We start from the raw sequence: 13,306 nt of genomic DNA, 5'->3' as shown, positions 1-13,306 counted from the left end.
GGAGTACGTCCGATAATATTTGCCAGACAGCTGCGAGCATCCGCACGCCCTTCCGGGCGCACTTCGAAACAGTTTCGGGCTGGCATCCCGAGCAAGAACGCAAGCGAGGTTAGGCTGACGTTGTTTAGCGGGCGGTGCACAGGTGTGCATTTACGTTCACTGGCGGCTCGTCGTCCTTGAAAGGTCCACGAGGTACAAACTCGTCGACGACGCCGGGCTGAAATATCAGGCAGAAGGTTGAGCCACCATACTGGAAGTAGCCTAGCTCATCGCCCTTCTTCACACGTCGCCCTTCAAGCGCCACGATGTTGCAAGACGACACTTCGGCCATGCCAACGAAAACACACGCAACCTGACCGATCTCGCGCCTATCTGCTTCAATGACGATCACCGCCCGCGCCGCGACCGCAGTAATGTAGCCTTGCGAGTCATTTAGGCTGCTAGGTTCTTCACCTTCCGATTCGGCATCTGAATAGTAGGTCCCGTCCACCAGATAAGCTTTCACGATTCTTCCGCTAACGGGCGCGTGCCAGCGATGATAGTAAAACGCGCTCAAGAACGCTTGGTAAATTGAACCGCCCTCAAAACGTCGTGCAAGCTCCCGCTCCTTCGCACTGAAAATCTCGGCCAATGAGTATGGCTGTGACTTGATCCAAAACGAGTCGCGAAGCTTTACATCATGTTGAATGTGGTAAGGAGATGCCTCGCAAGCACTGACAATGACGCGATCATCGTTCGGCTGGGCAACCGGGCGCACACCCGATTTGAACTCGCGCGTGAAGAAGTGATTCCATGACGCGAAGCCCCGGAAGGGCTTGTTCGGGTCGCAGATGAACTGCGACAGTCCAATCTTTTGGTCAGCGGCAGGACTGAACCAGCCGTTGGACGGGTCTTCGTTAAGGTGCGTGCGAGAGTACGGTCCAGACAAAAATCCGGACCACACGTTTAACACCCGTTTCAGATGCGCGTTGAATGCCGGATCTCGAAAGAGCGCATAGCCGGAGGGCATAACCATTGGCCAGTCGAACAAGGCGTTCACGGGACAATGGATTAGACTCGACTCACTGAATGGCGGCGCGTAGTGCAGCATCGCATCAAGTAGGACGATCAATTCTTCGATCGACGAGTAGCCAAGTTGATAACCGATCTCCAAGGCCTGCTCGATCGCACGCGTCAGATCCATTCGCACGACGGCATCATTACGGATGAATGACGCGAGGTCAGCCACAGATCCGTTCAACGGAGCCACGCTCTCGCGCGCCTGTGCGGCTGCGGCGAACTCCAACCGGAAACGCACAACGCTGTCCTCGTCGCGCGGTAGCCAGTTACCCAACCGTCGGCGTTCGTTACTCTGTGTGTTTTGTGAATTCTTCAAATTTCGCTCCATTCGTTTAGACAGCCCTCGCAAGCACACGCAGATGGCGCTTATCTGTGTCTGTTCAGTCCCTTTTGGTACAATTTTTGCTTGCCCTGTCCGAACCTGTTCGGCTATTTTAGCGATGCTATGCGCAACGGAAAACGCCCCAAGCTAGTTCTCTACCCGTTCAAACCTGTCGCACCCACGCCCGGCTTAACCGAAAACGACTTCGCTGTTTATGCGTCCTATCGCGGCACTCGCGCAAGCGGCTTTCACGGTACGTTAAAGGTGGTGCGCAAGACGGATTCAAAGCTGCTATATCCATTTGACGGCGCTTCGCCGATTGGCCCTTACGCGGGGCCGGACGAGGCACTCGCAGCTGCCCAGCAACTTGGTCAAAAGATCGTCGATGGCGATATTGCAAACCCCGAGCTATAACGGTCCCGACGCCTCTATGAAAGCGGCTCCGAGCGAATCTCAGTTTCAGCTGACCCGACATGGAGTCGAGTTCGCGATACTCAAAGATGGTCGGCGCGTTGAGTGCGTGATCTTGTTAGAAGCGTTGCAGCAGTGCTTCTGGCTTGACTTACCAGCTCACGATGAACGCATACGCCAGTGCTTTGTAGACGGATATGCGCGCATCCGCGCGGTGGCGGAACGAAAGTCTCTGGTTGTCAGCTCCGACATGATTCGCCTGACGCCGACGGACTTTCTTAGAAGATGAGGTGATCGTCGCGGCGGCCACTTAGGCGCAGCCGAAGATGTTTTCGCCCTTCTTGCGTTCGCAAGCAATCTACATCGCATCCGGAGTTCCCGGGCACAGAGTGACGCAACCTCCGCGGAAAGTATTGGCGCCGTTCGTTGTGTTACCTTTTGTATGTTAATAAGCAAATCCTTACACAGATGTCGTCTTCTAGCCCTTGTGTGCGTCGCTGGACAAGTCGTCTCGTGGTACGCTGCGAAAGCCGCTTGCGAGTGCTGGTAGTGGACGATAATGCGAACGCCGCCGACGCATTTACCGCGTACTTCGGCCTGTTTAGCACGAACTCCAAGGCTGCCTATGGTGGCGCGAGTGCTATCAGCACAGCGTTGGAATGGGTGCCGAACGTGGTTTTCCTTGACATATCCATGCCCGAAGTAGACGGGTTTGCAGTGGCGAGACGATTTAGAACCGAACCTTTGCTCAAAGACGTCATAATTGTCGCTTTAACTGCGCACGACGAGGCCTTCGTTCAGCAGCAGGCTCCGGCAGGCGACTTTGACGGCTATTGTCAGAAAGGGAACCCCGCGGCTGCGTTAGTCACATTGCTTGAACAGCTCACCGATGAAGCTTGAAAAGCGTACGCCTGCGAGGGGCGAGGTGTCGCGCCCGTTGCCGTCCTGGACTAACGGATCACTCCCGTCGTCGGTGTGAAGCAAGGTCACCAAGCAACGAAAACAGCCTGCTAACGTCTAGCGGCTTGACAAAGTGGTAGTCGAAGCCTGCTGCCAGCGCGTATTCTTTATCTTGCTGAAGGCCGTATCCAGTCACCGCGACGAGAATTGCACCAGATGTTGACTGCCGCTTCTTGAGTAGCGATGCCAGCTGATATCCGTCCATATCAGGCAAACCAATGTCTAAAAGACAAATGTCCGGGCTCCATTGTTCAGTCTCCGTTAGAGCTGCATGGCCGTTCGCCGCGACCCGCACCTCATTGCCGAGTGAATCCATCAGCATCGCGAGCGTCTCCGAGGCGTCCAAATTGTCGTCGACGACCAGCACGCGTAGTCGGGTAAGTGACGGTGTAGTTGACGGCTCTCGCGTTTGCTGGTTTCCTAAAGCGCCGGACGTCTCGACGTGCTCAAGGCACATGACAAATCGGCTGCCCTTGCCGGGCCCCGAGCTGTAAGCTCGGACGCTTCCCCCGTGAAGTTGCATCAAGCTTCTAACTAGTGCGAGACCGATCCCAAGGCCGCCTTGCGAGCGATCGGAACTGCGTTCGCCTTGGGCGAATAGGTCGAATGCCCGAGCCGCCACCTCGGGCGTCATTCCGATCCCGTTGTCAGCGACAGTGATCTTAACGAACTCGCGTTCCGCTGCGACAGTAAAGTCGATAGTGCCGTTGTTCGGCGTGAACTTGGCAGCATTGTTGAGCAGGTTAACGAATACCTGTGTCAGTCGCTTTTCATCGGCCCGCACTAATACCGCGGTCGAGGAAGTACGCAGCGACAGACGATGCTTCTTTCGCTCGACAAGCGGCCTGACTTGCTCAATCGCATCGGCGGCTACCCGATTGGCATCGAGCACCTCCATGTTGAGTTTGATCAGCCCTTGCGTCACTCGCGAAACGTCAAGAAGGTCATCAATAAGTCCGGTCATGTGCTTTACCTGTCGAGAGATGATTTCACATGACTTGCTGACCCGTTGTGCGTCGTTGGGTGCCACTCGCATCAGCTCGGCTGCACTTGCGATTGGAGAAAGAGGGTTGCGCAGCTCGTGAGACAACATTGCCAGAAACTCGTCCTTGCGCTTGTCCGCCAACCGCAGTTCCTCTTCAGCGTTGATTCGATCGGTGATGTCTAGCTGGGCGACAACTGCACCTACGATTCCACCGTGATCGTCTGTGATCGGCGCGCCTGTGCTCAGAAGCGTATGACGATCTGGTGGTTCATCGAAGCTTTCAATAGAAACGATGTCCCGTGAAGCGTCCTCGCCACGCAGAATGCGTGCTGTCGTCCACTCGTTAGCGGCAAGGGGTTGGCCGTGCCGGTCGGAGTGATCTGCCCAATACCCGTTCCACTTCTTGAAATCACCGATTTGCACCGGGCGGGGATGGTTTTCTCCCCACAAGCGAACGAAGGAACGGTTGACCCGTTCAATAGCGCCGACTTTGTCGCTAACGACGATGCCGACTGGAACGGCCTCTAAAACTGCATCGAGGCGACGCGTAGCGTCGAGGGCCTTACGCGCGGCGGCGTGCGCGTTTCGCTCGCTCGCAAGTAGCCGCTCCTCGCTCGTGCGCTGCTCAGTGATATCGGAAAAAAGGACACCGACTTGGCGCGGTGTTGAGACGTCAGGACGGAAGGCGTAAATATCGAACCAACGCCCGAGCTTCGTTGCCTCTCTGCGTGCATGCACGGGGTGGCCATTGATTGCCACCGCACCATAGATGTCGAAGAAATGGCGATCGTGACCTGGAATGAGCTGCGAGACACGCCTTCCAACGACGTCTCCGAGGCCGGTGTGCGCCTCGAATGCGGCATTTGCCATCACAAAACTGTAGTCGGTTGCTTTTCCGTTCTCGTCGAACGACAGTTCGATCACGCAGAAAGCTTGGTTGATCGCGTCAAACAAGCTGCGAAATCGCTGTTCACTTGCTGCGAGGGACTGCCGGGTCAGGTGCGCCGTTGTAACATCGGTTGTGGTGTGAGAAACACACAATAAGCGCCCCGTAGCATCGAAGATCGGTGTATTGACGGCGCTCCAAAACCGTTCCTCGTAACGGGTGGTTCCGTCATCACTAGCTATCCAGAGGGGAAAGCGCTGGAGCGGCATCGCCTGTGCTTCGCCGGTCTCGATCGCTCGCGCAATGGACGTTCGCAGCGCTTCGACGCCAGTATCGTTCGGATCAGATGTATTGTTCGAGAAGACATCGAAAAGGCTTTTTCCGACCATGTCTTCGCGACGAAGCGTAGAGACCTTTAGGAAGGCGTCATTGACCGCCATAATGATTGCGTCTGGCGAAGGAGAAAGCAGGTAACCGCCCGTTGGGGCGGTATTGAAGATTTCTTCGAAGATTAAACCAGAGGCCATGTGCGCGGTTGCGCCTGGATACGGCGCTTCGTTGTCTAATGAAAGAACGTGATGGCGCAACATCCGTGCCGGTTTATGCGCTTCGCTCAGCCGACAAGTTAGCAATAGTCACCGTGCCCGCGTCGAGACGGTGGGGATATGGCACCCGGACTGTGAGGAGGGGCTTTCATACAGAAGGAGTAGGCATGCTTACCGCGGAGATTCTCGGGATTTTGGCCGTAGTCCTTTCCGTTGCTGCGCTGGCGGACGAGCGTGAGAAACCCCGAACCGTGGCGACGGTCGTTGGCAAGCCGACGAGCAACGAGCCTTTGCCTTCACAAGATAACGGTACCGATGTGTCGACGTATTTGCACTCGGGTGGTCGATATCCATCTAACTCTGCGACTGGACCAAGCATAAAGAACGACGTCTCCGGATCGGGGCAAGAACGACACTCGCCACCAAATCAGCCTGCTTCGCCAGGCAGCGGAATGAAGAAACCATATTAAAAAAGTTGGGGGCGGGATAGGAATTCTTTTGCGATCGGATCGCAATGATGACCAGTTATAACGTTTCCCTTCGCATCACCATTGATGTCGACTTGACGGTAACTCCGCAACCCATGCCTATTCGAAGCCGGTCGAGCCGCTCGACATGACCGCTGCGTTTCTCCGAATACAAAACTGAAGAAAGGCCCTTTTAATGGCGCTCTCGGCCCTACATAGGCATCATAACGGGGCCAATGTCCACCCTGAACAGCCAGCCCCGGTCGAGTGAGTGCATGCCGGCAACCCTGCCATGGACAGTCAGTAGACGGATGACCTCCTGCAAGCTATTGTTTGGGCGAGGCATGCGGCCACCTTGTTGCAGACCGTGACGGTGGTGACACCGGCGGTGGATGGCCCACGATGCATAGCCGTATCGGTTGGTGATCCGATGAATGTCGTTCTGCGTGAACTGATGGACATCAAAGCTTTTTCAGTGGAGGACAACGGACTCAAAACCCAAGTTTCGGTTTCACGGTCGAAGACGGCTTTGATACGACTATATTTGAAACAATCTTGTTGTGTATGGCACCGGTATTGGTCCGCGAACTCCCAGACGGCACAGCCTCGGTCGCTATGCTTCGCGCGATCGTCGCCGCGTCGTCGGGGGAGTTCGACTCGCTTGTCGGCCGCGTATTTATTGAGTGAGCCGGCCCTTCGTCGAACGGCGCTGAAGCGGCCAACGGCGAAGAGGACAGGTTAAGGCGCGGCAAGGCCGACGTTTAACTATATGGCGGTTCAAGACAACTTTTCGTTCACGGATCGTGCTCTCGTCTCAGCAAGCCGACGCGCAATGTCCGCAGCCGCGCCAAAGTCGTCGCTAAGATGCCTCCGAGCACTTTCTTCGTCGGCGGCAAGTTTTAGGTAAGCGGCGGCGAGTTTTCGCAGCTCGTCCTCTGACGCGTCCTCGATTCCGATCAGCTGGTTATTCGCTGACCGGTGTGACGCTAGTAGCTCGTTAAGTTTCAGATGGACGGCCACGCTATCTTTATTGGCGCTTTGCTGAATCAGGAACACCATCAGGAACGTTACGATGGTTGTACCCGTATTGATCACCAACTGCCAATTTTCTGAGAAGTGGAACACAGGTCCTGAGACAAGCCACGCGATCACCGAGATGACCGCGAGTCCAAAAGCGAGGGGCGATCCGGCCCAACGCGTAACAGCACTTGCAAAATTATCGAAAGCGCGAGCGATAGGGTGCCGATTAGCGTATGCCGGCGTGGACGTCGTTGGTACGGTATCCATCGGTTCGGCTTCGACGAATTGGTCGTCTGTTTTCATGGCGGTTATGGGTGGTGATCTCCGCGATAATTTAAACTGTCCAGCTTTCGACCATCCTACAAACGAGTGGGTTAGACGTTCCCCGGTGGCAGGAGTCGAAAAGTTTCTCGACGAGCGCCTATGGAATAATCGGGCATTGACTCTTGGATAGCTGCTATGAATCTCAGGACGCGCAACAATGTCCATGTTGGTGGAGCGGGACCTGTCACGCTCGTTTTCGCACATGGCTTCGGCTGCGACCAAAACATGTGGCGCACCTTCGCGCGGACGTTCGGGGAGAATTATCAAACGATCATGTTTGACTTGGTCGGCAGCGGGAGGTCAGACTTGTCTGCTTATGACCGCAACAAGTATGGTTCGCTTCGCGGATATGCCGACGACGTGCTTGAGATCGTCGATCAGTTTGCGAGCGGCCCAACGGTGTTTGTTGGGCACTCTGTTAGCGCGACGATTGGCATGCTCGCGGCCATTCAATCACCGGAGAAATTTGCGGCGAACATCATGATTGGCCCGTCTCCCTGTTTCATCAATGACGGCGAGTACGTTGGCGGGTTTGAGCGGGACGATATCGAAGAGATGCTCGAAACCTTGGAGAACAATTATCTTGGTTGGGCAGGGTCAATGGCACCGGCCATCATGGGCGCTCCCGAGCGACCTGAGCTCGGAGAAGAACTGGTGAACAGTTTCTGCCGAACGGATCCGGACATCGCTGCCCACTTTGCGCGGGTCACATTTCTTGCAGACCATCGGCGTGAGCTGAGCAGTGTCACTACTCCGACGCTGATCATTCAATCCAACGACGATTTGCTTGCCCCGGTTGCGGTCGGTGAATACATGCACAAAACCATTGTCGGCAGCACGCTTGCCGTCGTCGACAATGTGGGACACTGTCCGCATTTGAGCGCGCCCGAGCCGAGCGGGGCGGCAACCCAAGCGTTTTTGCGCGGGTTAGGCCTCTGAAGATGGGACCCACTCCTCGGCCGCCTGGCTCACTGAGCGACGCTTTCGAGCACGCGTCGTGCGGTCTCATCACCGCAGCGACTGACGGGACCATCGTGCGTGTGAATGCCACATTCTGTCGTTGGTTGGGTCTTGAAGCCTCGGATTTGGTCAATCGTCGGCGCGTGCAGGATCTTCTGACGATGGGCGGCAAAGTTTTTCACCAGACTCACTGGGCGCCGCTACTGCAGATGCAAGGGTCCGTCGCAGAAGTCAAACTTGAATTTCGTCATCGCGATGGACACAAAGTGCCGATGCTGATCAACGCATCGCGCAGGACACTTGAGAATCAGCATATCGACGATCTGGCCTGCATGGTCGTGCATGACCGTCATAAATATGAACGCGAGCTTCTGCGCGCTCGCAGGCAGGCCGAGGACGCTCTTGAAGCAAAAAGTAGGGCAGAACATGCCCTGCTCCTGGCTAATCGCCACAAGGACGAGTTCTTGGCTACGCTTGCTCATGAACTGCGTAATTCATTGGCACCGGTTCATGCGGCTGTAAGGCTGCTCGCCACTAATACGGTCTCTGCGCAACAAGCCGAATGGTGCCGCGGCGTTCTGGACCGCCAGGTCACGCAGCTCGCTAGGCTTGTCGATGACCTTCTGGATATTTCTCGTGTTGCGGAGGGCAAGCTTGACTTGCGCCTGGAGCGCGTCGATATTGCTGCGGCAGTTCATGGTGCGGTCGAAGCCGCAAGTGAGCTCATTCGAGCGAAGTCCCACCAACTCACGACGAAACTTCCGAGCTCATCGGTATATGTCGAAGCAGACCCGACCCGACTCACTCAGATCATCCTGAACCTCCTTAACAACGCTGCGAAATACACGCCGGCTGGAGGAAGGATCGAAGTCGAAGCGTGGCGTGATGATGGCGAAATAGCGGTCACCGTACGAGATTCGGGCATCGGCATCGCGTCCGAGAGCCTCTCGACGGTGTTTAGCATGTTTTCACAGCTGCCATCAGCCCGCTCACATGCACAAGGCGGCCTTGGTATCGGGTTGTCTCTTGTGCGAGCGTTGACTGAACAACAAGGTGGAAGGGTGACGGCGGCAAGCGCGGGCGTGGGGCTAGGCAGCGAATTCACGATCTTCTTGCCGCTCGCTCCGGTTCAATCCAACGAGCAGGACGGCGAAGAGTGGCAACCGCCCACCGACCGAAAACAGCGCCGCGTTTTGATCGTCGATGACAGTGAAGACGCAGCGGTTAGCCTTTCAATGCTGCTTGAAACCGATGGACACGTGACCGCAACTGTAAGTAGCGGCCAGGCCGCTTTGCGGTCAGTGTCCGACTTTCGAGCCGATGTTCTGCTCATCGATATTGGCCTGCCGGACATATCCGGCTATGAAGTCGCCCGAAAACTACGGCTCGAGTTTCCGAGCGAAACCCTCTTGCTTATCGCGCTTACCGGCTGGAGCCAGGAAGCGGACCGTCAGGCGGCATTCGATGCAGGCTTTGACCATCATTTGGCGAAACCAGTCGATTACGATCGTCTACTCGCGCTGCTGGCGTAAATCGGGACTGTCTGTTGCTTAGAAGAAGTGAGCCGCGCACTCCACCGTAATAGCAGGAAGTATCACATGCCGAAAATCTTGCTCGTCGACGATGAACTGGCGATAGTTGAAGTGCTCTCGATGATACTCGATGACGCCAAATATGAAACGAGAGTCGCGCTTAATGGAATTGCCGCCCTTAAAATCGTCGACGGCTGGCTGCCAGACGTCATCATTTCTGACTGGCAAATGCCGAAGATGAACGGCGAGGAGTTGCTCAATCATCTTAAATCCGACGACCGACTTCGCCATATTCCCGTGATCGCAATAAGCGCGACACCTCCTGTCTTGGAATTGCGATTGGTTGCCTTGCTACAAAAACCGTTTGCCGTGGAAAAGTTACTGCGCTTGATTTCAAAGACAGTCGGTTAAAGAAGTTGCGGTTCGTCTGCGCCTGCAATGTTTCAGGAACGGCAATTACGAATCGGAGTTCGCAGGAAACCCGCTTGGACGCAGTGAAGAACACCCCAAGTGCCTTGAAGGGCGGTTGTTGGCCAACAACATCACAGGGGAATGCCCGTTTGTCATAGCCTCTTGGAAACCCCCCTCGACGAAGGCATTTCCGCGCTGCTCGATTGAACTGCTACTGCGATGGAACGCGGCCCCGGGACGGGTTATAGCGTCTTATTCGCGTTGCTCCTTTTGTTGCTCAATTGCTTCGAGAACGGCATACGGATTGGTCGCCGCCAGCAGGGTTTTCCGCATGTTGGTCCTGCCGGTCACGTACGTGAGGAAGATCGCGTCGAAGCTCCTTGAGCAACATGATGATCTTGGTGGTTTTCTGCTCAGCCAGCAGATTGATCTGGAGTTCGAGATGCGCGCGATCTTCCTCGACACGCGCAAACCGATTTTGCCGAATAAGCACCGCCGTCGTGATCAGGACACCGATGAAAGTGCCAATGCCCTGTAACAAAGAAAACGGCGGTTCGTCGAAGTAGCGATAGCCGAGGTGATGCAAAAAGACGTCACCGACAATCCATGCCACGCTCGCACATAGGAAAGTCAGTAAGAACCGTGGTTCGCCAAAGAACACGCTGACTCGCTCAATCACTCTTTGGAGCAAGTGTGCTTCGCATCCTCGCGCTGCGCAAACTGCGACACCTTCTCCAGATTCTCGTAAATCACTTCAGGCATGCTCGTGGCGGTGCTGTTGTCGGCCCGTGGATCTGGGTCATGTCAGCGCTGGAGTGTCGGTGGAAGTAGCCAAGTCAGAAGGGGGTTCCTTCACCTCCAACATAACGCAATGGACGGGACAACGTGTTGCCCCAGCATCGACATCAAATAACCCCCGCGAGGCTGAAGGCGGCGTTCATCCGCTATGTGAGATCGAGATTGCTCTCGAATTCATGTCGAGGGTTCCGTTGTTCACGGCAATCTCCATTCTTTATCTAACGCATTCTGAATGCCTTCGGTTGGACGCACGGCACGGCGTTTGCGGCCTTCGTAGGCCTGCACAAAATTTAATAAACATTAGGAGGCAATCATGAAACTGCTTACAACCAGCGATGGGCTACCACGCTTGTCTTGGGGGGCCGTCATTGCGGGCGTCATCCTTTCAATGATCGTTTATTTGATCATGAGCGTCTTAGGCGCGGCGGTCGGCGCCTCGCTCCTTTCGCCGATGTCTAAGCCCGATGCCTTGCACGGCTTTGGATTTGGCTCTGGGGTGTGGGTAATTGTCACCACCGTCATTGCGGTTTTCGTCGGTTCTTATTATGCGGGGCGCTGCGCACCGGTGCTTGGCTGGCTGCATGGCCTGCTCTCGTGGGCAGTCATGACACTCCTGGTCGTCTACGGCATGACTTCGCTCATCTCTGGAGCCGTCAGTACGGCGGGCAGTGTCGCCGCGACGAGCGCACAGGTCGGTGCGACAGCTGCAAATCAATCCAGCAATGGTAATCAAACGGTCGACTCAGCCAAACAACAAGCCCAGGCGGCAATGGCGTCGGCTGCATCGGCGGCCTCCGGCCCGGACGCCGAGCAGAACGCGCGTGCGATAGCGGATGCCGCCGCGCAAGGCGTTGCCCGAGCGAGCTGGTTCTCATTTGCCGCGCTGATCGTGGGCGCGATCATCGCCATCGTTTCGGGCGCGACCGGCTTCCGCCACCAGCCTCGGTTTGAAGAAGGCGGCGGATCGGCAGCCGATCGCGATGTAGCCCCCGCACGTGCTCGCACGGTTCAAGCGGGTCGTCGTACTTGATAAAACTTTCAATGAACTCAAAACTGCCTCCAAACGCTCCGCCGCCGCCCGCTGACGTGTCTGACGAGGTTCGCCTCGCTGCCGTGCAGGAGGAACTTGCGGTGGACGTCAGAAAAACAGAAACCGGCGCAGTGCGCGTGCGTAAGGTCGTGCATGAGGAAATGCAACCGGTCGCCATGCGGCTGAGGAGCGAACAGGTCGAAGTCAGCCGCGTCGCGGTCAACCGTGCAGTAGACGAGCGCAGCGAACCACGGCAGGAAGGTAACACCCTGATCATCCCTGTCTACGAATACGTGCCTGTGGTCAGGATGCAACTGACCTTGAAGGAAGAGGTACACATTAAGACCACCGAGTCGCAAAGGGACATGGTGCATCAAGTGCTCGTCAACACCGAGGAGCTGATTGTGGAACGGCGCGAAGGTGCGGATGGCGAATGGAGACGTGACCCGAATGTGAATTGATAGACGCAGGAACAGCGGTTGCGAAAACACGGCACGCGCGGTATTCCTGGCTTAGCGTAGGCGTTTCTTTGGAGATGCTGCTATGACTCAAACGATCATCGGGGCATTTAATAGTTTTCAAGACGCCGAGGTTGCACAGGCCCGGCTCGAAGCAGAAGGCGTCGCCCGTTCCAATACGAGCGTTCACACGAACGATGCCGGTTCTTCTTTTGGTACCGACACCGCCACGCGCGATGTGGCGACGGGCGGTACCGGCGAGCAACATGAAGGCGCGATGGGACGTATCGAACACTTCTTCAAGAACCTTTTTGGCGACGACGGCCGTCCCGAGGAAGTCGGCCACTATCAAGAAGCGGTTCGTCGCGGCGGCGCGCTCTTGTCGGTGGACGTGCAAGATGAATCCGCAAGCGAGCGCGTACGCGACGCACTGTATGCGGCAGGCGCTGTTGATATCGATTCGCGCGTCGCCCAGTGGCGCGGTGCCGGCTACACCGGATACGATCGGAGCGCTCCAGCCTACACCGCCGACCAGGTCGCGGCCGAACGACAGGCGTTCCCAGTCGTTCAGGAGTCGCTGGAGGTTGGCAAGCGCGTCGTCCAGACGGGCGGCGTGCGAGTGTACTCACGGCTGACGGAGACGCCAGCCAGTGAGTCCGTATCGCTTCGCGAAGAGCACGCTAGCATTGAACGGCGGGCGGTCGATCGGCCTGCGACTGCAGCAGACTTGAAGGAAGGGTTTGTTGAGATTAAGGAAACAGCCGAACAGCCGGTGGTTGCAAAGACTTCGCGCGTCGTCGAGGAAGTGGTCGTCGGTAAAGAGGCATCAGATCGAACTGAGACCGTCAACGACACGGTGCGTGGGACTGAGGTAGAGGTCGAACGAACCGCAGGCCTCGAAGGCGCGTCGACGAGCACCCCAGCTACCAAGAAAACACCGCTTTAACCTTGGATGAGCCGGCTGCTGCGTTCTATTTAGGCAGCCGACTGACAACTCAATTTCGCGGGCGCATGCCTGGCGACGCATGGTCCGTCTTAACGACGGAACATGCTCCTTAACAAGTATGTCGTCCACGGAATGAGGATTCGGCCGAGCACCGATTTCACCACATGCTTTGGACCTAGGACAACGGTTGCG

At 56.3% G+C, this 13,306-nt stretch carries 13 protein-coding genes; 9 read left to right on the top strand and 4 right to left on the bottom strand.

The genetic code is table 11. The annotated features are described in order from the left end of the window. Nucleotides 1-124: 124 nt before the first annotated feature. The gene (locus NCR40_RS29050) at nt 125-1,387 is read right to left on the bottom strand and encodes a phosphatidylserine decarboxylase family protein (RefSeq protein WP_250511514.1); all 1,263 of its coding nucleotides are present in this window, start codon (nt 1,385-1,387) and stop codon (nt 125-127) included. A gap of 78 nt (nt 1,388-1,465) precedes the next feature. On the opposite strand from NCR40_RS29050, the gene NCR40_RS29045 reads away from it, so the two are divergent. The 3 genes from NCR40_RS29045 (at nt 1,466) to NCR40_RS29035 (ending at nt 2,692) form a co-directional block, all read left to right on the top strand. Continuing rightward, entirely contained in the window at nt 1,466-1,795 is a 330-nt protein-coding gene (locus NCR40_RS29045; RefSeq protein WP_350029336.1) for a DUF6723 family protein, read from the top strand. Then, nucleotides 1,767-2,081, top strand: coding sequence for a DUF1488 family protein (locus NCR40_RS29040; protein WP_350029335.1), 315 nt, complete (start codon nt 1,767-1,769; stop codon nt 2,079-2,081). The genes NCR40_RS29045 and NCR40_RS29040 overlap by 29 nt, the downstream gene beginning before the upstream one ends. A gap of 251 nt (nt 2,082-2,332) precedes the next feature. Next, the gene (locus NCR40_RS29035; RefSeq protein ID WP_250511512.1) at nt 2,333-2,692 is read left to right on the top strand and encodes a response regulator; all 360 of its coding nucleotides are present in this window, start codon (nt 2,333-2,335) and stop codon (nt 2,690-2,692) included. A 58-nt stretch (nt 2,693-2,750) separates the two neighbouring features. On the opposite strand, the gene NCR40_RS29030 is transcribed toward NCR40_RS29035, so the two are convergent. Both NCR40_RS29030 and NCR40_RS29025 read right to left on the bottom strand, forming a co-directional pair. After that, a complete protein-coding gene (locus NCR40_RS29030) occupies nt 2,751-5,150 on the bottom strand; it encodes a hybrid sensor histidine kinase/response regulator (protein ID WP_250511511.1) in 2,400 nt (799 codons plus the stop codon). A 1,262-nt stretch (nt 5,151-6,412) separates the two neighbouring features. Then, complete coding sequence (locus tag NCR40_RS29025) at nt 6,413-6,958, bottom strand: low affinity iron permease family protein (protein WP_250511510.1); 546 nt, start codon at nt 6,956-6,958, stop codon at nt 6,413-6,415. A 156-nt stretch (nt 6,959-7,114) separates the two neighbouring features. Here NCR40_RS29025 and NCR40_RS29020 point away from each other — a divergent pair, with 156 nt between their 5' ends. The 3 genes from NCR40_RS29020 to NCR40_RS29010 all read left to right on the top strand — a co-directional run bounded on the left by NCR40_RS29020 (nt 7,115) and on the right by NCR40_RS29010 (nt 9,882). Next, nucleotides 7,115-7,918 (top strand): alpha/beta fold hydrolase, encoded by an 804-nt coding sequence (locus NCR40_RS29020; protein WP_250511509.1) that lies wholly within the window; start codon nt 7,115-7,117, stop codon nt 7,916-7,918. 2 nt (nt 7,919-7,920) lie between these two features. Continuing rightward, nucleotides 7,921-9,471 (top strand): hybrid sensor histidine kinase/response regulator, encoded by a 1,551-nt coding sequence (locus NCR40_RS29015; protein WP_250511508.1) that lies wholly within the window; start codon nt 7,921-7,923, stop codon nt 9,469-9,471. Nucleotides 9,472-9,537: 66 nt separating this feature from the next. After that, complete coding sequence (locus tag NCR40_RS29010) at nt 9,538-9,882, top strand: response regulator (protein ID WP_250511507.1); 345 nt, start codon at nt 9,538-9,540, stop codon at nt 9,880-9,882. 277 nt (nt 9,883-10,159) lie between these two features. On the opposite strand, the gene NCR40_RS29005 is transcribed toward NCR40_RS29010, so the two are convergent. Further along, nucleotides 10,160-10,543 carry a DUF1003 domain-containing protein gene (locus NCR40_RS29005; RefSeq protein ID WP_350029334.1) on the bottom strand — a complete coding sequence of 128 codons (384 nt, stop codon included), beginning with the start codon at nt 10,541-10,543 and terminating at the stop codon, nt 10,160-10,162. Between the two features lie 450 nt (nt 10,544-10,993). Between NCR40_RS29005 and NCR40_RS29000 the strand changes: the two genes are divergently transcribed. The 3 genes from NCR40_RS29000 to NCR40_RS28990 all read left to right on the top strand — a co-directional run bounded on the left by NCR40_RS29000 (nt 10,994) and on the right by NCR40_RS28990 (nt 13,114). Then, on the top strand, nt 10,994-11,710 hold the full coding sequence (locus NCR40_RS29000; protein ID WP_250511505.1) for a YrzE family protein: 717 nt from the start codon (nt 10,994-10,996) through the stop codon (nt 11,708-11,710). A gap of 11 nt (nt 11,711-11,721) precedes the next feature. Further along, nucleotides 11,722-12,171, top strand: a complete 450-nt coding sequence (locus NCR40_RS28995) for a YsnF/AvaK domain-containing protein (protein WP_250469525.1) — start codon at nt 11,722-11,724, stop codon at nt 12,169-12,171. Between the two features lie 82 nt (nt 12,172-12,253). Next, entirely contained in the window at nt 12,254-13,114 is an 861-nt protein-coding gene (locus NCR40_RS28990; RefSeq protein ID WP_250511504.1) for a YsnF/AvaK domain-containing protein, read from the top strand. Nucleotides 13,115-13,306: the final 192 nt, after the last annotated feature.

The organism is Caballeronia sp. GACF4 (genome assembly GCF_023631025.1).
GTDB lineage: Bacteria > Pseudomonadota > Gammaproteobacteria > Burkholderiales > Burkholderiaceae > Caballeronia.
The sequence above is the reverse complement of the archived record's forward strand: the minus strand, read 5'-3'. Positions and strand labels throughout refer to the sequence as shown.

Bases quoted from the DNA above. Each gene is read 5' to 3' on its own strand.
- NCR40_RS29050 (WP_250511514.1), bottom strand. From the start codon at position 1,387: ATGGAGCGAAATTTGAAGAATTCACAAAACACACAGAGTAACGAACGC.
- NCR40_RS29040 (WP_350029335.1), top strand. From the start codon at position 1,767: ATGGCGATATTGCAAACCCCGAGCTATAACGGTCCCGACGCCTCTATG.
- NCR40_RS29030 (WP_250511511.1), bottom strand. From the start codon at position 5,150: ATGGCCTCTGGTTTAATCTTCGAAGAAATCTTCAATACCGCCCCAACG.
- NCR40_RS29025 (WP_250511510.1), bottom strand. From the start codon at position 6,958: ATGAAAACAGACGACCAATTCGTCGAAGCCGAACCGATGGATACCGTA.
- NCR40_RS29020 (WP_250511509.1), top strand. From the start codon at position 7,115: ATGAATCTCAGGACGCGCAACAATGTCCATGTTGGTGGAGCGGGACCT.
- NCR40_RS29015 (WP_250511508.1), top strand. From the start codon at position 7,921: ATGGGACCCACTCCTCGGCCGCCTGGCTCACTGAGCGACGCTTTCGAG.
- NCR40_RS29010 (WP_250511507.1), top strand. From the start codon at position 9,538: ATGCCGAAAATCTTGCTCGTCGACGATGAACTGGCGATAGTTGAAGTG.
- NCR40_RS29000 (WP_250511505.1), top strand. From the start codon at position 10,994: ATGAAACTGCTTACAACCAGCGATGGGCTACCACGCTTGTCTTGGGGG.
- NCR40_RS28995 (WP_250469525.1), top strand. From the start codon at position 11,722: ATGAACTCAAAACTGCCTCCAAACGCTCCGCCGCCGCCCGCTGACGTG.
- NCR40_RS28990 (WP_250511504.1), top strand. From the start codon at position 12,254: ATGACTCAAACGATCATCGGGGCATTTAATAGTTTTCAAGACGCCGAG.